Annotated in this window: 20 protein-coding genes; all 20 read right to left on the minus strand. The window is 55.5% G+C overall.

Translation table 11 applies throughout. The features are described from left to right. The 20 genes from B060_RS0113710 to B060_RS0113810 all read right to left on the minus strand — a co-directional run bounded on the left by B060_RS0113710 (position 1) and on the right by B060_RS0113810 (position 18,990). Positions 1–729, minus strand: coding sequence for a VirB8 family type IV secretion system protein (locus B060_RS0113710; protein ID WP_018082365.1), 729 nt, complete (start codon positions 727–729; stop codon positions 1–3). A 57-nt stretch (positions 730–786) separates the two neighbouring features. Then, positions 787–1,524: a TrbJ/VirB5 family protein gene (locus B060_RS0113715; RefSeq protein ID WP_018082366.1), complete on the minus strand. Its 738-nt coding sequence runs from the start codon at positions 1,522–1,524 to the stop codon at positions 787–789. Positions 1,525–1,541: 17 nt separating this feature from the next. Continuing rightward, complete coding sequence (locus B060_RS0113720; protein ID WP_018082367.1) at positions 1,542–2,564, minus strand: TrbL/VirB6 family protein; 1,023 nt, start codon at positions 2,562–2,564, stop codon at positions 1,542–1,544. Continuing rightward, a complete protein-coding gene (locus tag B060_RS0113725) occupies positions 2,564–2,758 on the minus strand; it encodes a hypothetical protein (RefSeq protein WP_018082368.1) in 195 nt (64 codons plus the stop codon). Before B060_RS0113725 ends, B060_RS0113720 begins: the two co-directional genes overlap by 1 nt. Positions 2,759–2,879: 121 nt before the next feature. Further along, positions 2,880–5,336, minus strand: coding sequence for a VirB4 family type IV secretion/conjugal transfer ATPase (locus tag B060_RS0113730; RefSeq protein WP_018082369.1), 2,457 nt, complete (start codon positions 5,334–5,336; stop codon positions 2,880–2,882). Next, the gene (locus tag B060_RS0113735; protein ID WP_026172836.1) at positions 5,336–5,665 is read right to left on the minus strand and encodes a VirB3 family type IV secretion system protein; all 330 of its coding nucleotides are present in this window, start codon (positions 5,663–5,665) and stop codon (positions 5,336–5,338) included. Before B060_RS0113735 ends, B060_RS0113730 begins: the two co-directional genes overlap by 1 nt. Further along, the gene (locus B060_RS0113740) at positions 5,665–5,970 is read right to left on the minus strand and encodes a TrbC/VirB2 family protein (protein ID WP_018082371.1); all 306 of its coding nucleotides are present in this window, start codon (positions 5,968–5,970) and stop codon (positions 5,665–5,667) included. Before B060_RS0113740 ends, B060_RS0113735 begins: the two co-directional genes overlap by 1 nt. 121 nt (positions 5,971–6,091) lie before the next feature. Beyond that, the gene (locus B060_RS24605; protein ID WP_018082372.1) at positions 6,092–6,661 is read right to left on the minus strand and encodes a lytic transglycosylase domain-containing protein; all 570 of its coding nucleotides are present in this window, start codon (positions 6,659–6,661) and stop codon (positions 6,092–6,094) included. Between the two features lie 513 nt (positions 6,662–7,174). Further along, the gene (locus B060_RS27205) at positions 7,175–7,990 is read right to left on the minus strand and encodes a hypothetical protein (protein WP_155847659.1); all 816 of its coding nucleotides are present in this window, start codon (positions 7,988–7,990) and stop codon (positions 7,175–7,177) included. A gap of 7 nt (positions 7,991–7,997) precedes the next feature. After that, a complete protein-coding gene (locus B060_RS0113760; protein ID WP_018082375.1) occupies positions 7,998–8,804 on the minus strand; it encodes a hypothetical protein in 807 nt (268 codons plus the stop codon). An 88-nt stretch (positions 8,805–8,892) separates the two neighbouring features. Beyond that, a complete protein-coding gene (locus B060_RS0113765) occupies positions 8,893–9,348 on the minus strand; it encodes a hypothetical protein (protein ID WP_018082376.1) in 456 nt (151 codons plus the stop codon). 160 nt (positions 9,349–9,508) lie between these two features. Then, positions 9,509–10,789 (minus strand): efflux RND transporter periplasmic adaptor subunit, encoded by a 1,281-nt coding sequence (locus B060_RS0113770; protein ID WP_018082377.1) that lies wholly within the window; start codon positions 10,787–10,789, stop codon positions 9,509–9,511. A gap of 8 nt (positions 10,790–10,797) precedes the next feature. Next, positions 10,798–12,264 (minus strand): TolC family protein, encoded by a 1,467-nt coding sequence (locus B060_RS0113775; RefSeq protein ID WP_018082378.1) that lies wholly within the window; start codon positions 12,262–12,264, stop codon positions 10,798–10,800. Between the two features lie 13 nt (positions 12,265–12,277). Further along, complete coding sequence (locus B060_RS0113780) at positions 12,278–13,525, minus strand: ABC transporter permease (protein WP_081606858.1); 1,248 nt, start codon at positions 13,523–13,525, stop codon at positions 12,278–12,280. Further along, positions 13,470–14,171 carry an ABC transporter ATP-binding protein gene (locus tag B060_RS0113785; RefSeq protein WP_018082380.1) on the minus strand — a complete coding sequence of 234 codons (702 nt, stop codon included), beginning with the start codon at positions 14,169–14,171 and terminating at the stop codon, positions 13,470–13,472. The genes B060_RS0113780 and B060_RS0113785 overlap by 56 nt, the downstream gene beginning before the upstream one ends. A gap of 106 nt (positions 14,172–14,277) precedes the next feature. Further along, the gene (locus tag B060_RS0113790; RefSeq protein ID WP_018082381.1) at positions 14,278–15,063 is read right to left on the minus strand and encodes a hypothetical protein; all 786 of its coding nucleotides are present in this window, start codon (positions 15,061–15,063) and stop codon (positions 14,278–14,280) included. A gap of 182 nt (positions 15,064–15,245) precedes the next feature. Beyond that, positions 15,246–15,683, minus strand: a complete 438-nt coding sequence (locus B060_RS27210; RefSeq protein ID WP_018082382.1) for a flagellar protein FlhE — start codon at positions 15,681–15,683, stop codon at positions 15,246–15,248. Positions 15,684–16,063: 380 nt separating this feature from the next. Continuing rightward, positions 16,064–17,185: a replication initiator protein A gene (locus B060_RS0113800; protein ID WP_018082383.1), complete on the minus strand. Its 1,122-nt coding sequence runs from the start codon at positions 17,183–17,185 to the stop codon at positions 16,064–16,066. An 819-nt stretch (positions 17,186–18,004) separates the two neighbouring features. Then, on the minus strand, positions 18,005–18,316 hold the full coding sequence (locus tag B060_RS0113805) for a hypothetical protein (RefSeq protein ID WP_018082384.1): 312 nt from the start codon (positions 18,314–18,316) through the stop codon (positions 18,005–18,007). Beyond that, positions 18,316–18,990 carry a ParA family protein gene (locus tag B060_RS0113810; protein WP_018082385.1) on the minus strand — a complete coding sequence of 225 codons (675 nt, stop codon included), beginning with the start codon at positions 18,988–18,990 and terminating at the stop codon, positions 18,316–18,318. The genes B060_RS0113805 and B060_RS0113810 overlap by 1 nt, the downstream gene beginning before the upstream one ends. Between the last annotated feature and the right edge of the window lie 138 nt (positions 18,991–19,128).

Consider the following 19,128-nt stretch of genomic DNA (forward strand, 5'->3'; position numbering starts at 1 on the left):
CTACTGTGCAGCCAGCGGCACGGGCGCCGTGATTTCGGAATCGACGCGGTAGCTGGTCACGCGATAGCCAAGTGGGTTCTCTATGAGGTCCTTTTCGCTGCCATGCTGCGACGGTTTATATTCGTAGGCCAGGGTTGCCACGTAGAACTGCGGCGGCTCCGTCACCCCGGACTCGTTATGGCTCAGGGTCTTCTGGAACCGGACAACCGCCTTGGTGCCTGTGGCATCTTTGGCGAGGGTGATGCTGAGGACCTTCACGCGCACCTCGCTATTGGCGCCGAGCTTTTTATCAAGCGCATCCGGACCCTCGAATTGCCTGGCATAGGCCTGGCCGACGTCATTGGCGCTGAGACCGAGGGTCGTGTCGTAATCGGCCTGCAAAAGCCGGTACATGTAGGTCTCGTGCGCGGTGACGTAAGATTTGGCCCAGTGCTTATCCAGCAGGTCCTGATACTCGACCGTCTTGCCGTCGCCCACCGCTGTGATCAGTTCCGCATTGCCTGTCGCCTTATCAACCTCGAACACGTAGGGCACGATCTTTTTGAGGGGCAACAGGCTCGCCATCCCGATGACGGCGATCACTGCGGTGACGGACGCAACCGCCGCCACGCACCACGCGCGCCGCTCGGAACGCTCGATCCGGTCCTGCCGGTCGGCTTCCCAGTCTATGCTTTGGGCATAGAAATCCCGTTCGCCGGCCGCTGAGACCGTCGCTGGCTTATCTAACATCAGTATTGTCCTATGGGTTAGGTCGTCTGGATTTTGGGGGCTCGATTGTAGTGGAGGTCAATTGGCGTTGGGTACGGTGAAGGTGAAGCTGTCGATCACCGCCGGCGCCGAAGCCGACAGCCGTTTCAAGGTGCGCTCGCGCAAAGCCTGTTGCGCCGCCTCACCTTGCGACGCCGCCATAGCGTTCATCACCGCAATACGGTTGGCGTCATTGACGATTTCAGCCTGGGCGACCTGAATGCGCGCCTGAAGCTCGGCAATGGCCTTGGGGTCTTGCGTCAAATTGATCTGTGATTGCAGCGCGGTGATCTGATCGCTGCGCTGGACCAGAAGCGCCATCGTACCTTGCTGATTGGCCTGGGCCTGGCTGGTCGTGTTAAGCGCCGCCTCACACGCTGTCTTTTGCGTGCCTTCCCGATCTTCGCAATTGTAGAGCATCTCGGCCTGGCGCAGGGCCTGCGCTGTTGCTGTCATACCGGCAAAACCGTCCTTGTTCATCGCCGTAAACACCCCGGCCGTACCCGCCGGCACGATGTCTTTCAGCAACGGGTTTGACGCCAGTTCGCCGAGGTTACGGCTGCCTGTCAGCGCATTGTACTGGGTTTTGGCCTGATCAAGCTGGCTCTGCAGCTTGTTGTACTGTGCGACCATCTGGTCGTATTGCTGCTTCCACGCCGCCACCTGCTTGATCGCCTGCGCGGTGTTCAGCGGATCATAAACCACGGTCTGGGCGTTTGCGCCGCAGGCGCTGGCTGCGAGGGCGACCCCAAGGGCGAAGGCTGTCCATTTACGCATGCGAAATCTCCTTGTGATCATCGGTTGAGGTTGTCGTCAGTATGTCGCTGGTACAACGGCAGGGCCGCCGGCGCCGGACGGCTTGGCGCGTTGGGTGCGCGTTGGGCGTTTCCCTGGCTAATCGAATTGGTCTGTCCTGAAGTCCTGCCCTTCCTGTCGCCGCCGCCGAAGGCGCTAAACGCCAGAGCGCCTCCGGCCAGCATGGCGGCCACACCCATGCCTTGCGACGAAATCGCCGCGCCGCCGGCCAGGGAACTTGCGATGAAGTTGAGGTTCAGCATGACCACGCCCAGGGCAATGGAGACGATCAGCAAGGCCACACAATCCTTGATGATGGCGCTGTCGTTCGCCAGGTTATTGAGCACGGCCTGCGCAAAGGCTTGAGCAAAAAGCGTGAGCATCGTAAAGGCCGCGACGACCAACACGCTTAAGACCACATAGTTGATCACCTGGCCGATCCAGTTTTCAGTATAGCGCTGGGTGGCCGGAAACATGGCGCACAGGATGAACGCCGGACCAAGCGCGAGAACAAGCGCCAGCGCCACCTTGGCCATCAGGTAAAGACCGATCCCGATGGCAAAAATCCACACCTCGGCTAGAACAACAATGGCCATCGCCAGATAGAGCGTCAGGTCCGGCACCATGCTCGTCGAGGCCTCCTGACCGATGGCCGCCGCCAGGGCGTCGTAGGGCACCATGAAGTCGTCGATGACACCGCCGACCGTGGTCTGAGCACTAAAGGCCTGTATTAACCCCTCCTGGATGCCGTAGAAGGCATTGAGGACATCGCCCTGATAGGTGCCCACCCCAAGCGCCGCCGCGGCCACAAACGCCATCTTGACGAACTTCCACAGCGAGGTGTGGATCGGATCATGCGCCTCCCCCCGGATGATGGCATAGCCAATCATCAGGATATAGAGGGTCGCCCCCGTCAGAGCCACGGGCGTCAGGACGCCGCAGACCGCCGCACTCTTCTCGGTGACGAAGGTGTTGAGCAGCGCGTCAATCGCGGTCTCGATCTCGGAGGCCAGGCCCGCCATCAGTTGCCCTCCCCGGTTTTGTCCTTCGGTGCCGCCGATTGCGTGCGGATCATCTCAAAATAGCCGTTATCATTGGGCGTGCCCTTGACGACCCAGGCCTTGCGCCATTCCTTTTCCGCTCGCGGATTGGCGGCATTATACTGCGCGCGGGTCTGGCCGACCTGTTTGAGTACGGCGTCCGATGGCACAAACACAAAGGTCTCAGCCGTAGAAACTCTTGGTTTTATGGTCTTTCGTGCAGGGTCTGCCAGCGCGTGGTCACTGATACCCGACAATAGGACCATCACGGCAAGCATAGCTTTAGTCGCTTTTCGGTTACGCATCCTGCTGGCTCCTTTTGCTTATGAGGTTGCGGCGCAGACGGACCCGTTCGCGGAAGACCGGCAGCCAGATGTCCGGATCATCCCCAACCTCGCCGCGGATCTGATCGAGCAGTTCAACATTCTCCGTCGTGCCGGACAGCACGTTGAGGAGGTCATTCATGCCGCCGAGATCGAACTTCACCACGGCTGAGCTATGGCCCTGCTTGACGAGGAACAGACGGCTCGTTTCGCCCAGGTTTTTGATGATGCGATATTCGGCTTCGGTGACCTTGAAGCCATGCACGTAGTCGTCATGGTCCGCCTTCGGATTGGGCATGAAGATCTGCGTTACGGTCTGCTCGACCATCGTCTTGCCGATCCTGTGCGTGAGTACGTCCGACGGACTTTGGGTCACGAAGATGCCAAGCCCGCCTTGCTTACGAATCGTCTTTTGCTTGTTGAGGGCAAAATCGGCGAAGTGCTCGTCCATCAATGGTTTCCAGAACTCCTCCATCACATAAATGAAAGGTCGCCCGTCGATCAGTTGCTCGGTCACATGCAGCAGATAGGCCATGATCGGTGTCCGGACCTCCGGATCGTCAAGAAATTCCGTGTAGTCATAGGCAAAGATGTTGCCTTGGCTAAAATCCTGATCCTCTGTCGCGTTGTCGAAGGCCCAACCGAGCGGCTCACTACGCATCCATTTCTTGAGACGCAACGCGATGCTGTTATCACCGGTCTTCGGCAGGTTCTGCACAATGGCCGAGATTGAGCGCAAGCGTGCGCCAACGCCAGCGCCCATGACGGTACGCACCGCGTGGCTGATCTGCTCCTCTTCCAGAGCGCTCAGATGGACATTGCCATTCGTGCGGACCAGAAGCTTCAGGAACCGCTCGCAGAACTGAATATTGCGCTCGGTACTGCGAAGCTGGAACGGATTGAAGCCGGTCGGCGCACCGCGTTTGAGCACATGGTACTGTCCGCCCATGGCGCGAATGGCGATCTCAGCCCCCCGGTCCTTATCGAAGAAAACGCAGCGCAAGCCCTGATATTTGGTGGCGAACGCCAATAATGCCATCTCAAGCGCGGTCTTGCCGACGCCGGTCGACCCGCAGATGAAGGTGTTGCCGGCATATTTCTCATCCGACGAATCCTTGCCCTCCGGCGAGGCATGAAAGTTGAAATAATAGGGCTGGCCAGACGGCGTCTTGAGCAGGGCCAGAGCTTCGCCCCACGGGTTGCCGGACCGCTTGCCTTGCGCGAAATTGTGGAACGGGCTCAAGGCTGCAAAATTGCGCGACGTCAATCGCGCGGCGCGTGGCCGCATGCCCCAGTTACCCGGCAATTGCGCGAACCAGGCGCATTCCGGCACCGCGTCGATGACCGACATCTTAAATCCCGGCCCATCCTGTAAGACAGACCTCGCCTCCGACATCGACGTCGCCACCCGTTCAAGCGACGATCCGAACACAGCCAGGCCATAGTGGTAATCCCCAAGATCGATGACGCCACTTTGCAGGTCATCCATAGCCAGATCCATCTCCTGGATTTCGCGCTCACCGGCATCCTCAGAGGCTATAAGCTGCCCCTTCTGGCGTACAAGCGCCGTCATGGCATCGCGCTTGTTGAGGATGCTAAACGACTGGGTCTCGATATATTCGTAATCACCATAAAGGACGCCATTGCCCATACCGGGCTCTGACCATTTGGGGTAGTCTTGGAAGTCGAGGAAGCCGACGAACTTGGTCTCTTGCGGATGCCAAATCTCCATCATGCCGTTCCGATCGCCGAAGTGCAGCCTGGAGCTTGGCAGATATTGATCGATCGACGCCCGGCGCAAGGAGGTCTCTTCCCAAACGCCATTAAGCAGGTAGCCATAGAAGGTCAGCATGTCAGAGTAGACAACGCCATTGCGGGTTCTGGTCGCCAGACGCTGAGGGCTGTACCGGCCCATGGCGGCTTCGAACTGACGGGCCGCGTCATCAAGGGCTGCCAGAGCTTGCGCATCCTTGGCCTTGATGTCCGCCATCGATCTCTTGGCCGCCCCCTTGAAGAATCGCATAACCTTCGACGGCGTCGGCCGATAGATCAGCGTCAGATATAACTCGGTTTTGATCTGCCGATGGGTGTCGAAACTCTCATTATAGCGGTCGTTCAGCGCCGCGCAGAACGGGATATCGAAGGCGCCATCGAGACGCTCCCTGACCACGCGCCGGACCTTGTGGGTCCAAAGCGCAAAGTGCCCTCCCCCCAGCGACCGGATAAAGTTGTTGAGGCCTTCCTTGCGGACATGGATCTCCTCGATATCCGCCGTCTCGAAGGTGATGCCATCGAGCCGCCAGCTTGCGATATAGTGACCGCAATTGCGTAGCTTCACGACATTATCGGTGACGTGCGCGCCCATGGGCACGAACTCGCTGGAAGAGATTTGCGCCACTGCAGCGGCTTTGAGCAGAGCTTTAGAGCGCATCAGAGTTTCCGCTTCATATAGGTCAAAGGGCTATAAGAGATCGCGCACCAGAGTTTCCGGCCGGATTGATGGCGCAGGCGCATCCTTGCCCGCAGGAACATCTGGCCAAGGCGCTGGTCATCCTTCTTGGTGATCTGGCGCATGGCGAGGACTAGCGGCACATAGACGAGCAGGATCAGCACGCTGACGATGGGGCTGATCAGGTACATCAGCCACACCGCCGCAAGCAGAAAGGTGGCCGAGATCACAAGGAAAGGCACCATCGGCACGCCAAGGAACATCGCCGGTCGCGTACACCCTTTGAAAATGGGATCTCTGAAGCCTTCCATCAGCCTATGATCCAGCCTGCGATTTCAGCGGCGCCGCCAATAAAGACGCCGCCGATGACGATGTTCGAGACTTCGGACCATTTTGCGTGTTGAAACACCATCTTGAAGCCAGCCCAGATGATGGCAATGGTCAGAACAACAACACCTATGCCAACAAGCGCGGCTTTCACATTGTCCATAACGGTCGTGAGCTTGGCGACCTGGGCCAGAGCCGGATTGGCTGTCGCCAGCATGACGGAGCCTATGATCGCGGCGGAGCGGACGTAGGGTTTTGATGAGAGGGGCAGACGTGTAGGCACGCGCATGATGACACTCGCTTTCTGTTGGATTGACGATGAAGAAGGTATCCGGCCGAACACGGTTTCTCGTAACGCAAGGGCAAAAGCCATGGCGGTCAGAACAGAGTCCGGGCGCGGATTGCGAAGATTAGAACAGCAGTGAACTGGTGGCGTTCGGTGCGTTCGGCATGGCGCCCGGCGAAACCGGCGCGGCGTGAGGCTCAAGCGCATGAGTGCGCCGGCGAAGCTCGGACGAAGGTATATTGCTCTTCAGAGCCCGCTCGATCTTGGCAACATAGCCTAGCTTGTAACCTCGCTTGTGGTCGCCTGTATAATAGCAGCTCAAGGCGTCGCGGAGCGCGCCCTGCGCATCCGTGCTGATATTGCCCGCGGTCTTGTAACAATCGATGAGGATCTCACCGCCGGCGCGTAGATTTTCACATGGATCAAAAACGCTGTCGGGTGTGAGACCATGGCTTTTGAGATTGTGTTTGTTGACCTGCGCCAGACCCAAGCTATAGTTGTACCCGGCCTGCTCAAGCATGGCGACGGTCGCCTTGGCCTCTTCGAGCGATTTCGGTTGGCGCGCGAGTTTGCCCTTCACGACGCCGATGGCGAAAGGATTGAAACTGGACTCAACCCTGACGACCCGTTCCAGAGTGGCCGGATGAACACCCGGCGAGCATGTTTGCGCTAACGCATAGAATGACAACGGCATTTATTACCCCCATCAGGTATAGGCGTAAAGGATGCCCACCTGAATTACGCTACGCCCACAACTACTCTGGGTGTAGTTTATGAGCACATCAATCATACCGAGTCATCAATAGCTTACCCCAAAATAGGGATTTTCTGTTTTTTGTATCGCGCAATTTCTCCGGAAAATCATCCTTCAATCAAAGTCGAAGCACTTCCTATGCGTGCGACGGAACGACGATGGGGCCGCCTGTATATTTATACCCACATCCGCAGGGGCCGTGGGGCGCGGCACCTGAGTCCTGTCGGACGGGATAAAGTGGCCCTGGTTGATAAATTTCGCGCACAAACCTCCCGATCCGCCGCAGCCGACCAGTCCTGTCGCGATCACTACAAAGCTCTGGCGTCGAGACACCCTCAGCGACAGGCAGGTCGCTCAGTTCAAGGATTTTTGTCGATGCGGTTACATCCCCACCTCATCCGATCGTGAGCTGACGGCGCAGATTATATAGGCCTTTATCGAGGATGCTTGTCCCTATTCGGGCGATGGCCAACCGTTTGGCAGAGGGACGAGAGTCAACACAGGTACATAACTGCCGTCGTCGACGAAGGTGCCTTCGTATCCGAGCTTGCGCAGGGTCTCCTCACGTTCTCGTCTCTCGAACGCAGTAAGTCGCGGGTCAAATCGGACCTCTGTAAACAGGTGGTTGGGTAAAATCGGCATTGCCCTGATTTTATCACCCTCGTGCAATTGGCCTGTACCGACGCACAGAATACGAACTTCACGTTCGTCCTGAAACATCGACCGCTTTACAAGAAGGGAATCCGCGCGAGCATCAGGCGATCTGAAGTGGTTTGGACCTTCAGGACGTGACAATTGATTGACCAGACTTTGACGAAAGTGATCCGGCTTCTCATAAGTAACAGGCGCTATGAAAAAATGGTCGGATTCATGTTGGATCGCCCATTGCTCCATCGTGGCGATCAGCCGGCGAGCTGTCGTTGTAACACGAACCCCCTCATTTGACGGGTCGATGTTCCGCCGGATAAGCGGATCGAGAATCACACGAGAATAGGCTCGTAAAAGAACATCTGAATCCGCCTCAAATGACCAGCATTGTGCCCAACACGGCCGGAGATAATCAGACAGGGACTGTTGGTGCTTTTCGGGATTACCGCCCGGATCAAGCATGAAGTTAGCGCAGGGGTCTTCTGCCGGATCTATCCACAGCGACGGCTTTACCAGAGTCAGTTGTTTAAGCCTGACGGCGAGCTCAAGGTGCCAAACGGGAAAAATCCGATGGAGCGGCTGATCGAGTTCGATGCCACGATGTGAGTTGCGGCTATCCATAGTGCCCTTAAGCGCGTTCCGACGCTATTGAGCCTGGCTGATAGGCATGAAGGCTTGTGCCACCCTTGCCAGAGGGGAGGTCGCCTACGATCTTTTGGGCTTGTGGCGACAGATCTAGCTTGTCTTCGGGCGTACTCGTGTTGCCAAACAGGCTCAGGACCTTTGCTGTCCATGAATTGTAGTCGGAGGTCTTTGCGTCGGCCAGTTTTAACAGAGAGGCGAGTTTACTATCAGCCCCCGCCGAAACGCCCTTACTTTGCGCATCCTGGATATAGTTTGCGAGTTGGGCATTGGCGCTTAGGTTGGCGCGATAATCGTCAATGTTCGCAAAGCGTTTGTTACCAGAGAAATTTACCGGATCGCCATAAGTGTTAAACTGTACCTGCTTGTCGAACGAGGACAGATTGTCGAAAAAATTCAATTTTGCCTGCGCTGCCCCGGCAGCGCCGCCACTTCTTTGCGCGCTTATTAGTGTCTGGACTTCCTGCTGTTGAAGATTGGAAACCTTCTTGCCTATCTCGCTCTGCATCGAAGCTTTCTCATATAGCTTCTGACTGTCCGCATCCATTCCGCGAAGCTGTGCCGTAACGGCCATTTTTTGGAGCGTTGTATAGGCTTGGAGTTGCTCGTCCTGGGAAAACTTTCCACTCGTATCTAGCAAAGTTGACGTCAGTTCGTTGAACTGGTTCTCATTTTGAGAAAAAGCAGTGTCCGTCACGCTCTGGTTGACAGCTGCGGTAGCTGAAGACGTGCTTTGCGAAATTTTTGCGTCCGACGCATTCACGACTGTCGGCTGACTTACAGATATTTCCATTTGCCATTCCTTAACATTACTACCGAGCCGCGTTTTGCGGCCCGGCAGTAAACTTAGGCTAGAGTTGTTAACTTGTCGTAAAATTAGCTCAGAAGCCGCCGATGGTTGCGGTAGCAGAATATGTGCCCGTAGACGTGTTGCGCGATGCCGTGAAGGCGCAGGTCGCCGTCGAGCCAGCGCCACCGAGAACAGATTTGTTGAAGGTGAAGGTGTACAGGCCCGTACCACTGTTATAGCTCACAACGGTCGTAAAGCCGCAACCGTAACCCGTAGCCGGATCCTGATAATAGACTGTCCCGGAAAGGACATTGGCAGAGGTAGATGCAGAACCTGACCCAACACCGCCCCCACCCGCGACGGAGCTCGGGAAGCTGGCGGTAGTCCCTGCGGAAGTAAACGTATTGGCTGTCAGGTTAACCTGAGCACTGGCGTTATTCTTGATGAGATATGTGCCATTCGGAGCGGCAGAAGCCGCCCCCGCGATAGCCGTAGCGCCCATCACCATCGCAGCGAGAAGACCAATTTTCTTGAACATTTTGCGCATAATATCGTTTCCCTCAGAAGGCGATTAATTTCGCCGCTGACGTGTATAGCGCTTGACGATTCGGCATGGTAGTAAAGTTATCGTGAGTTGCATACGCGAATAAATGTCACAATTAAAGTGCGAGTAAAGTGGCATTAAGCCTTTGAATTCAGCGTTCTGACTATTGCACCTTTTGAGTTGTGCCGGTTTGTGAGTACAGGACGGTATCGCCACTTTTGAGTCCGCCAAGGATTTCAACCCCCTCGGGTGAAACCTCTCCGGTCGTTACCTGCTGTGTACTGACTTTGTGGGTCCGCAGATCTTTAACAAGAACATTCGATCCGTTCTGCAAGGCCTGTGGCGGCAGGACGATAGCTGCCCGCGTTTCATAGATCACAATCGCGGCATTGGCAGTCATACCTATCCTAGCAGTTTGTGTTTGAGCCTTCGAAGCCGTGTCGAGTTGAACGCGAACAGCAAATGTCGCCACCCCGCCGCCCATTTGAGCCGGCGTGCCCTCCCCCGAAATGCTGGCCACTCTCCCCGTCATCGTGGCATCTCCGAAACCAGACCCGCCGATGCGCACCATCTGGCCAACCTTTACACGTTGAATGTCTGTTTCATTCAGCTGTAGCGCTACGGCCAGATTTTCAGCGTCAGCGACAAAACCCAGGCTTTGGCCTTGCGAAATCCTTTGCCCGACCCGTAGCGCGCCCGTAGCGCCGCCCTCGCCTTTCTCTGCGGACGGACGCCCAATCACCCCGGATATAGGGGCGAAGATGACGGCGTTGCCCATCTGGTCGTTGACGAGGTGGAGTTTGGCATTGGCACTTTGCAGATCAAGAGAGGCCACCTGGCGGTTTTCACCTTCGCCACGGGCGAGGGCCTGGGTCATGTCTTCTCGGGCGGAGACGAGGCTCATATCCTGCGCCGTCTTTTCCTGTAACAGCGCGTCATATTCATTGCGGGGAACCAGCCCCTGATCCAACAGGTCTTTGGTTTCCACGATTTTGCGATGCGTATTGGCTACAGCCATTTCAGCCACCGCCACCGCGCGTCTGGCCCGTGAGACTTCAGGACCACTTTTCCACGCCGCCATATCGCGTGCGGCTTGTGAGGCCTTAAGCTGCGCTGTCTTGGCGTCACGGCGACTTTGTTCGAGCAAAGACGTATCAATAACGAAGAGCCTCTGTCCCTTCACGACCATATCGCCATAGTCAAACCCAATGAAACGTACCGTACCTTCAAAAGGCGCCGTCAGATCGAGACTATCGCCAGCAACGACGGCTCCAACAACGTTCAGGGTTGCCGTGAACGGACGTTTGGTAACCACAAGTTCCTGCATCTGCTCTTTGGAGCCAGAAGGAATTGGACGTACAAGCGACCATCCTGCCCACACGAGGGCCGCCAACAGTAAGGCACTGGCTCCAGTCAGCAGAGGGTGGCGGCTGGCATACGACATAGCCGTCCTTAGTCGTTGAGATTGATGTGCCATGTGTCCAAGGTGGTTCCCAGTTGCTGATCAAGGGCCGTCAGCGCGTTAAGGTAGCCGATATTGGCGGCCAGTTCCTGATTTTCGGCAATGCGCAATCCCGCCTCATAGGACAAGACCTCGAAGTTTGAGGCCCGGCCGGCGTTGAACTTCCTGCGGGCGAAATCAAGCGCCTGACCGGCCAAGTCGCGCGCTTGCCTCGCTGCTTCGACCTGCCGCCAGCTCGTTTCAACATTGGCCACAGCATCACGGATCTGTGCTTCCGCCGCTTGACGCAGATCTTCCAGTTGCAACTCTGCCGTCTCTAGCGCGACCGAGGCCTGTACATCCGCCTGTTTAAGTGTGTAATCCCCGAACGGTATCTTGACCTGAAGGCCTATCGTGCTGTTCGTTCCGGCAGGATAGAGGTCTATGCCCCCGACCGATGTATTGATGTTACGCCGGTCCTGCACAGCACCGGTTACGGAGACATCCCACAGGCGATTGTTGCGGGCGACAAGCCGTGTCTGTCGGGCTTGCTCAAGGACTTTTCGCTGGCTCAGAATATCCATCCGGCCATTGAGTCCAAGGGCAATGGCCTTATCCAGATCGACCTCCACATGTTCACCCCTGATCGGATCGGCCGCCTCAATGTTCGTGCGCAGATCGAGCGCCAACAATCGCAGCAGCCCTAGCCGCGCGCTATTCGTCTGTTGCTGCGCTTGCAAGCTAGCCACCCGTTGATTGGCGGCGTCAGCCTGGTTCTGGATCAGGTCGGCGGAGGCCATGCGCCCAGCCGTCACTAAGGCCGTATTGGTGCTGATAAAGGTTTCAGACCTGGCAAGAGAGGCCTGGGCCAAGCGTTCCTGCTCCTGAGCTTGCACCAATGTGCGATAGGCGAAGATGATATTGCTAACGGTATCCGAAACAGAGGTTTTCAAGTTGAGGCGGTAAATATCTTCCTGAAGTGTGGCAATACGAACCGGTGCCTGATTGACAGCCAGACCAGCCCCCTTAAGCAGAGGCTGGCTAAAACTAACGCCGGAAGCTTCTCCCGTAGCCTTCTGCCCCTCCCCGCGAGCGCTGATCCGACTCCAGGAAAACTGGACCGCTGTGCCTATGGGCGACAACCATGCAGCCGTCGGCTCAAGGGTCGTCGTGGACGTTGACACCCTGTCGTTACGCGCCCGATCCGTGCTCACCGCGATATCCAGCCTTGGCATAAACCGCCTGTTGGCGACCACCAGATCAAATCTTTGCGCCTTCCGGCTCAGATAGGACGACTGAAGGGTACGGTTATCTCGCAAACCTAACGCCACAGCCTCGCTCAGACTAAGTTGGATGCGCGGGCCTACAGGCACCTGCGGGGCGTTATAAGGCGACGTGGGAGCATTCAGAGGCAGGGTCTGCGCCTTAGCCACGATCCCCCCGCACAGCGCCAGAAGGCCCATGATCGCTATCACCATAGATCGCACAGGTCTAATCCGCACGCAAAGCCTCAATCGGATTGAGATGAGAGGCCTTCAGCGCCGGAAAGAAGCCGAACACAATGCCTGCAAAGGCCGATAAGCCAAGCCCGACTGGCAGCGTATAGAGCGCCAAGCTAAACTCCCATGCCCATAAACTCGCTGCGACAAACGAAATCACAAGGCCCAAAGCGATGCCGATAACACCGCCTGTCAGGGTTAGAACGACGGCCTCGGTTAAAAACATCCCCTGTATGTCCTTTGGAGCAGCGCCAATCGCCATGCGCAGGCCGATTTCTCGCTTGCGTTCCATAACACTCATCAGCATGACATTCATGACGCCTATCCCACCGACCAAAAGCGATATGCCTCCAATGGCCGCCAGGAGTTGTGACTGAACGGCCTTTTGCTTTTTCATGGCGGCGATCAGTTGTTTGGGGCTCTGTACATTTATCGAGTTTTCAGGGGCCTGTCGGGTTAAGTCCTCTGTGACCCTCCGCGACATGTCATCGGCATCTAATGTCGGATCAAAGCGGATGAAAGCGGCATTGACGCCCGATTGTCCGGTCGTCCCCGCCGACAAGGACAAGGGGATTAACACCGCATTATTCACATCCAGCGCCGTCATAAAGCTTAAGGTAACAGGTTTCAGAATGCCAACGATGGTGTAGACATATTTGCCGACGCGCAAAGTCTGTCCGGGAACGGCCGGCCTGCCAGGTGTTGAGAGTTTAATCGCCACTTCAGCCCCGATGACAGCGACGTGATTGTTGGTATCAAATGATGTCAGGAGGCGTCCCTCCCCCAGACCAAGCCCCAGCAGAGACTGTCCGGCTGGTGGAAGGCCGGCGACAACGATATTGGTCTCCGGGCCGAAATTGGCCACTGGAGCTTGAGCGATGGCTATAGGGGCGGTCAGAGTCACGCCCGATACGCGCTCCGGCAGGATTGTGATGAGAGACGGATCAAGGCCAATGCCGAGTTGGGTCTGGCCGGCATTGACCAGCAGCGTATTAACGCCGACTGCCCGGAACATGCCAATGGCCTCCAATTGCGCCATATGCCCGATAGATAGCATAGCAATGACAGAGGCGGTGCCGATGACGATACCAAGAAGTGCCAGAAGTGTACGCTGCTTATGGGCAAGCAGGTTTGAGACCGCTTCGGAGACCAGATGCGTGATTGCGCTTTTTGAAGGTAGCCCCCTAATCATGAGCGCAATCCGCCGGAGCCTGTGTGAGATCGCCGACAATTCTGCCATCTAAAATATCGATGCGTCGTCGGCACTGCGCAGCTATGCCCTGATCGTGGGTGATCATGATGACGGTGACGCTGGTCTGTGCATTGAGCGTTTTGAACAGGTCCATGATCTGCGCGGCGGTCACACTATCAAGACTGCCCGTGGGCTCATCAGCCAGGATGATCTTCGGCTGCCCGATCAGGGCGCGGGCAATAGCCACCCTTTGACGCTGACCGCCTGATAGCTCTGAAGGCCGGTGATAGGCTCGATCACTCAGGCCCACCATCCCAAGCATTTCCAGCGCCAGACGTTTACGCGTCACACTATCAAGCCGGCGATAGTGCAGAGGCAAGGCAACGTTTTCCCAGACCGTCAGCCGCGGTAAAAGCTCGAATGATTGAAAGACAAACCCCAATAGCCGATTTCGCGCGGCAGCAGTGTCGTCTGCGCTGGCGGCCCCCATATCCTCGCCGTCGATCAGAACCTTGCCGCTGGTCGGCCGATCCAGCAGCCCCATGATATTCATCAAGGTGCTTTTTCCCGACCCAGATGGGCCGACAATGGCGCAAAACTCTCTGGCCTGGATATCCAGAGTGACACCGTTCAACACGCTCACGCGTTCAGAACCAACCTCATAGATCTTGGATATTCCCTTGAGCGAAAGCATCAAAGCGCACATTCATGTTTAAGAGGCTGGCGCAAGCGCCCTCGGAAGGTAATTTTACCTTTTCCACCTAAGCTAGGCGATAGAAACGGCGTTTGTATTGCCCTGATTACGAAAAGGTGGGCGTCGATGCAGAAAGCGTTGGCGATGTGTTCATGGCCACATCCATGTCGGATGCCTGCCTTTCTGCTTGAGAATAGGCGAGCACAGCGTCTCTGGCTTGAGGCCCCATCGGCATTTCAGGCGCTTTGTCGTTTTGTGTCGTATCCGAAACCATCTTTAGGAGTGTATCAAACCATTCTTTAGACTTGGAACTAACATCTGCAGGCGTGCCATATCCAAATGTATCAAACCATTTCATCGCATTATTGATATACGAGGGGGTAAGATCGCCGCTGAGGTCTCCGGTGTTTCTGTCCCCATCAATCCAATCCGCCAAGTCTTTCGCGGCTTTGGCGTGGGCGTCATTCTCTGCAGGGAATCTGCCTTGATCGTCCACAATCATTCTTCCCCCATTTGCAAAATCGACGACGTTAAAGCCGGTCGTTTTGCGAATATAGGATCGATCCTGGTCCGTAAGCTTGGAGCTGTACCATGTCGTATTGTCTGGGATGGCATCAGGGTTAGCGCTGGAATACGCATTCCAAGCAATGCTCTCCTGAGAGGTCAGTGTCCGACCGGGATTCTTCCAGTGCATACCGCCCGCGTCATCGTAGCTAATGACGGCAGTTACCGCGCTGGAATGCAACAAACCCTGCATGTTGAAACCAAGTGGGGCGGCTTCTGCCTGTTGGGCAACGGCGTCCACGATGGATTTTTCTCCCTTGATGGGAGATTTTGCCGCCGAACTTGGAGCCCCCACGCCCGCAATAGTGTTCTGTGTAGAAATTTGCATGGGACCTTCACTGATTAAATGTATGGCCTTCGACTCTCGCAAAAGTCGTGCCAGAAAAAGACCCTTTAAATACAAGGGCTGCGCGAATTGAACTGCAGCATACTCGGCACAAACTACTCGCGAGGCGGTAGTTTGTGCCTATGTAAATTGCCCAGGACAAGTCGCCCCAGTCCGTCACATATTTAGTAGGTCATCGTCAGAGAATGTTGGAGTTGGTAGAGGCTCGGTGAGATAACGCTCCCCGTCGAACCTGTGGTCGTTTTAAACTCAAAATGAAAAATTTGGCTCGCCGGCAAGCCGTTGAAAATTGTCGTACTGCCCGTCCCGGAGATAGCACTTCCATTGTTCAGAACCGTTGTGCAATTCGTGCCCGCACATAGCTTTACTGTCAGCTTGCTGGCCTGTCGATTAAGTTGCCACTTATAAGAAATCTTCGAAATCGTGCCGCTTGGTGCGACTTGCGGAAAGTTAGTGCTGCTGTAGTTGGAGCCATAGAGATTCAGGGTTCCGCCGCCGGTAAAAACCGTTGAAGATGTAGCCATCGCTGAAGTGGCGAGAGCGCCCATTGCGATACAAGCCGTTGCACCGGCTATCATTTTTTTAATACTGAATTTGAACACGTTTACCTCCTGAAGTTGTCGTCGACCTTTTGTCGACCCGTGCAATAAATACCTCATGTGTGATGAATTCAAGACGCCTGGATGACAACTAACGCGAGAAATTGAAGTTACTTGTGGACAACGTGTGGAGCGATCAATTACGCGTAAATATTGTTTCTTAGTCACGCTATTGCCAGCAAACGAATAATGTACCGAGCACGAACGCTCCCGGACCATGTCCAAGTCTCGGAACGGCCGGCAGCCCCTCCTCGCTCGGGTAAAGTCGACGGTAAATTTATCCCGCTGCATTCTCACGCGAATTCTACGCTGTCAGCGCCTTAAGGAAAGCTAGCTGACATTTGTGCGGCGTGAGCAGGCAGCCGGAAAGCCGGAGTTGACCTTTAGTCGTCGATCGAACCCGACTTGAGCGGCTGTTGCTGATGTTTGCGCTTGCAGAATTGTAAGAATGCCGCATTCGGACTACGCAATTCGACGCACCCGCCTGACCGCCACCAGTTGACCCACTCGTGATAGAGGCTTTGGACGTCGTAGCCGGGCGCCGCACGACGCGCCTTGGTGAAGGTTTCCGGATCCACCCGCGGTTCAACCTGGCTGTTCATAGCGATCGCCAGCTTCTGCTTGGCCTTGGCAGACTTACGGTTCAGGAAGGTCACCATGTCCTCGTCCATGGTCACGGCATAGTCAGGCATATGGCTATGGGTTTCATCCTGCGCCACGATCGCACGCACCATCCGGCGAAACTCGCGCAAGGTTGAATTCGAACCGCACTTCTTCTGCAACAATTCGAGCGAAATCTGCCAGCTCGCCTGCTGGCCACAGTGCTTGCGTGCCAGTTCGTACATACGCCGCTCCAGCGGCTTGCGGAGTTGAAAATATTCCGGATGGAGGGTGAGCACCTCCTTCGCCTGGATGGCATTAAACACCCAGTCCGATAGCTTGATCTCCACCTCTTGCATCCGCCCATCGCGGGTCTCGCGCACGATCCGCGACCTCTCAATCAGGCCGAAATTATCAAACACCTCCTCGCCGCCCGTAATGACGTTGGTGCTGATACGGGTACCGCCCAGGCGTTCCAGTGCCGCCTTAAGGCCTTCATAGGCCTCCCCGCTCGTCACGCGGTTCGTAGCGATCAGAAAGTCGTAGGCCTTCATCGTCACGGTCTGAGAGATCGGCCGCTTCTGGTTCAGGGCCGCGATCGTCTGGCTGATGCAGTAGATGAGCACGTCACGGTCATGAACCGTGGCCATGCCCTTGGCCGAGGGCATAACCTCGACAAACCGATCACCGTTTTCATACCGGCGCGTTTTCATGTCGGGCTTAGTCGAGAGCGAAAATACCGGGTGCTCCATCGAAGCCATATCCGCCTTTGGAACGGCATCCATGATATCGCAGACGAAAAGGTCCTCCTCGTGGCGCTTGGGCAGAAGAGGTGAACGAACGGGGGGCGCCGCCTCGATGTGGTCAAACAAGGTGGGCGCGTCTTTACGCTTGGCTTTCGTCATTTCACACACGCCTCACTTTCCAGGCCAACTTCGTCATTTCACACACACTCAAGAGGCAACATACCCGAAAGTACTTCGTCATTTCACACACACCGAGCGTGCAAAGAATCCGTCGTTTCGCTACCCATCGACGTTTCGGGCTCAACTGGAGTACTCCGATTCGTCATTTCACACACATTGACCGAAAAAACGGCCGGAAACTTCGTCATTTCACACACGCCCAAGGGGCAAAGCCCCCCGGATGTGTTTCGTCATTTCACACACGAGGCCAAATTCGCCCCCGTTGGCACGCCCGTCAGCTCGAGATCTCTCGAACTTCGTCATTTCACACACACACCCTAGGCGTTATAAACGTCATTTCACCCACGGATTACCCACAAAGATCTCAAATTCCAGAGCGAAGTCAAGATCAATCGTCATTTCACACACGCGAACGCCCTGTCCACAGGCAATAACCGCCCTCGTCATTTCACACACGCAGGCACGTCATTTCACACACGTTTCTTCGACATATCACACACAACAACAGTCAAAAAATATGAAATAATTCAAATAAATAGTGCAGAAAAATTACCCCGTAACACATATATAACACTATATATAACACAATGGCCTTGTGGATAACTGAGCGAAACAGGCAACGCGTCCTGCAGTATTTCCGACAAAAAAAGAGGCATTCGGGTTTGGTGTGGGTGAAACCTGCATCACCATTTTTTCGGTCTAAAAGACGTGTGATTCCCGGCCTCAAGACGAATCGGACAAGATAAGAGGAGCGAATATCTGCTCAAACAAGCAAGGCCCCCGATCTCACCACATCGCCTATTTTTGTTTCCTTTCGTACTGGTCGAGCAAAAACTCAATAGCCTGCCCATAACTCCACGTCGTGTATTCGTCCCGCTTGACGAAGGCCTTCAGGCGTTCCGCGAGTTCCGCCTTCATCGAGCAGTTAACCTGGACGAAACTCGGCCCCTTTGGTTCTCGGGACGGAAACGTAGTCTTTTTTTCAAGCGTCTTTTTTTCGGTTGGCGACAGTTTAGGTGCTGTGGCCGGGCGCGGCTCGAAATCGTCGATCAGGTCATCGAGCGCCAGAGTTTTCATCGGCGCCTTAGGCGTTTGTTCGGTGATAGACATTAGGCTGCGTCCCTAGCTTCGGTTTTAATTTTCTGAATGAGTTCAATGGTGAACTGCTCGACATTTTCGACGGCTTTCTCAAGGTTATTCGAAGTACCCTTGAGGTCATAAATGGTCCCTCCCCGCAAAAATATCTGCGAAAACGCGTCGCGGTCGGTGATTTCAGCGTTAAAGGTTGGAATCGTACTGGTTTTGAATTGCTCGACGATGACCTTGGAGGCTCTGGCTTTGATCCATTTGGTCATTGTGAAAAGGATGGCGAACGGAACCGAGCGGCCCATCATCTTAAAATCACGCTGCATCGCACGGATTACCTGCACAGCGGCCTCGGCGTCTTGCTGTTGTTCCTTGCAAGGGATGACGATAAAATCACTCTGTCCGATAGCGTAGGCCATGAGCTTTGACGCCGTGCCCTCGAGATCGACGATTACGAACGGGTCTTTGACAGCAGCGTCTTCGATAATCTGCTGGACATTGTCTTCAGTAATCTTGCCGATGACAGTGAGATTTTCCGGAACGTGACCCTCCTTGCCGGCCCAGGAGGTTATCGGCTGGCGTGGATCGCCGTCGATGATAGTTACCCGCCTCGAACGGGCAAGATGACAGGCAAGCAGCAAAGCGGTCGTCGTTTTACCAGACCCACCCTTCGAATTAGCGAACGCAATAACCGGCATATATATTTCTCCTGTACCTAGGCAGACCTACAACGGCCTACAATGTCACGCTGCGCAATATAGTAGGCTATTATAGGCAAGGCTACGACACTGTAGGCCGCAATATGGTTTATGAACGGTTTACGGCGCCCGCCGACT

This window comes from Asticcacaulis benevestitus DSM 16100 = ATCC BAA-896 (assembly GCF_000376105.1).
Taxonomy (GTDB): domain Bacteria; phylum Pseudomonadota; class Alphaproteobacteria; order Caulobacterales; family Caulobacteraceae; genus Asticcacaulis; species Asticcacaulis benevestitus.

Bases quoted from the DNA above. Each gene is read 5' to 3' on its own strand.
- B060_RS0113710 (WP_018082365.1), bottom strand. From the start codon at position 729: ATGTTAGATAAGCCAGCGACGGTCTCAGCGGCCGGCGAACGGGATTTC.
- B060_RS0113715 (WP_018082366.1), bottom strand. From the start codon at position 1,524: ATGCGTAAATGGACAGCCTTCGCCCTTGGGGTCGCCCTCGCAGCCAGC.
- B060_RS0113720 (WP_018082367.1), bottom strand. From the start codon at position 2,564: ATGGCGGGCCTGGCCTCCGAGATCGAGACCGCGATTGACGCGCTGCTC.
- B060_RS0113730 (WP_018082369.1), bottom strand. From the start codon at position 5,336: ATGCGCTCTAAAGCTCTGCTCAAAGCCGCTGCAGTGGCGCAAATCTCT.
- B060_RS0113735 (WP_026172836.1), bottom strand. From the start codon at position 5,665: ATGGAAGGCTTCAGAGATCCCATTTTCAAAGGGTGTACGCGACCGGCG.
- B060_RS0113740 (WP_018082371.1), bottom strand. From the start codon at position 5,970: ATGCGCGTGCCTACACGTCTGCCCCTCTCATCAAAACCCTACGTCCGC.
- B060_RS24605 (WP_018082372.1), bottom strand. From the start codon at position 6,661: ATGCCGTTGTCATTCTATGCGTTAGCGCAAACATGCTCGCCGGGTGTT.
- B060_RS27205 (WP_155847659.1), bottom strand. From the start codon at position 7,990: ATGGATAGCCGCAACTCACATCGTGGCATCGAACTCGATCAGCCGCTC.
- B060_RS0113760 (WP_018082375.1), bottom strand. From the start codon at position 8,804: ATGGAAATATCTGTAAGTCAGCCGACAGTCGTGAATGCGTCGGACGCA.
- B060_RS0113765 (WP_018082376.1), bottom strand. From the start codon at position 9,348: ATGCGCAAAATGTTCAAGAAAATTGGTCTTCTCGCTGCGATGGTGATG.
- B060_RS0113770 (WP_018082377.1), bottom strand. From the start codon at position 10,789: ATGTCGTATGCCAGCCGCCACCCTCTGCTGACTGGAGCCAGTGCCTTA.
- B060_RS0113775 (WP_018082378.1), bottom strand. From the start codon at position 12,264: ATGGTGATAGCGATCATGGGCCTTCTGGCGCTGTGCGGGGGGATCGTG.
- B060_RS0113780 (WP_081606858.1), bottom strand. From the start codon at position 13,525: ATGGCAGAATTGTCGGCGATCTCACACAGGCTCCGGCGGATTGCGCTC.
- B060_RS0113785 (WP_018082380.1), bottom strand. From the start codon at position 14,171: ATGCTTTCGCTCAAGGGAATATCCAAGATCTATGAGGTTGGTTCTGAA.
- B060_RS0113790 (WP_018082381.1), bottom strand. From the start codon at position 15,063: ATGCAAATTTCTACACAGAACACTATTGCGGGCGTGGGGGCTCCAAGT.
- B060_RS0113800 (WP_018082383.1), bottom strand. From the start codon at position 17,185: ATGACGAAAGCCAAGCGTAAAGACGCGCCCACCTTGTTTGACCACATC.
- B060_RS0113805 (WP_018082384.1), bottom strand. From the start codon at position 18,316: ATGTCTATCACCGAACAAACGCCTAAGGCGCCGATGAAAACTCTGGCG.
- B060_RS0113810 (WP_018082385.1), bottom strand. From the start codon at position 18,990: ATGCCGGTTATTGCGTTCGCTAATTCGAAGGGTGGGTCTGGTAAAACG.